The 1,092-nt window shown below is 46.9% G+C and carries 1 protein-coding gene; it reads left to right on the top strand.

Features of this window, described 5'->3' with window-relative positions; all coding sequences use genetic code 11:
* The coding region (locus OZ002_RS13270; RefSeq protein WP_325083495.1) for an MSCRAMM family protein at positions 1-1,092 on the top strand (1,092 nt) is incomplete at both ends.

Here is a 1,092-nt window from a genome sequence, read left to right as displayed (position 1 = left end):
GAGAAACGCTACAAACCGGTTTAACTACAGGAGAAGAAGGAAAACTGGCGATTGACGGCTTAGCACCAGGATCATATCAGCTGGTAGAAACTCAAGCGCCAACGGGGTATGAATTAGATGCGACACCAATCGAGTTTGAGATCGAAAGAAGTCAGACAGCGGTGGTAGAATTGACGAAAGAAAATCGACTTACACCAGGCGGTGTCGTGTTGACAAAGATCGATGACCAAAGCGGGGAAGTATTACAAGGAGCAGTTTTTGAGTTACAGAACCGAGAAGGAGAAACGCTACAAACCGGTTTAACTACAGGAGAAGAAGGAAAACTGGCGATTGACGGCTTAGCACCAGGATCATATCAGCTGGTAGAAACTCAAGCGCCAACGGGGTATGAATTAGATGCGACACCGATCGAGTTTGAGATCGAAAGAAGTCAGACAGCGGTGGTAGAATTGACGAAAGAAAATCGACTTACACCAGGCGGTGTCGTGTTGACAAAGATCGATGACCAAAGCGGGGAAATCCTGCAAGGAGCAGTTTTTGAGTTACAAGATGCCAATGGAACCGTTCTGCAGTCAGGTTTAACCACAGGAGAAGAAGGAAAACTGGCGATTGAAGGTTTAGCACCAGGAGTGTATCAGCTGGTAGAAACCCAAGCGCCAACGGGGTATGAATTAGATGCGACACCGATCGAGTTTGAGATCGAAAGAAGTCAGACAGCGGTGGTAGAATTGACGAAAGAAAATCGACTTACACCAGGCGGTGTCGTGTTGACAAAGATCGATGACCAAAGCGGGGAAGTATTACAAGGAGCAGTTTTTGAGTTACAGAACCGAGAAGGAGAAACGCTACAAACCGGTTTAACTACAGGAGAAGAAGGAAAACTGGCGATTGACGGCTTAGCACCAGGATCATATCAGCTGGTAGAAACTCAAGCGCCAACGGGGTATGAATTAGATGCGACACCAATCGAGTTTGAGATCGAAAGAAGTCAGACAGCGGTGGTAGAATTGACGAAAGAAAATCGACTTACACCAGGCGGTGTCGTGTTGACAAAGATCGATGACCAAAGCGGGGAAGTATTACAAGGAGCAG

This window comes from Enterococcus sp. E4-150 (assembly GCF_035726465.1).
Lineage (GTDB): Bacteria > Bacillota > Bacilli > Lactobacillales > Enterococcaceae > Enterococcus_B > Enterococcus_B faecium.
Note: the sequence above shows the minus strand (reverse complement) of the source record. Positions and strands in the feature narration are given on the sequence as shown.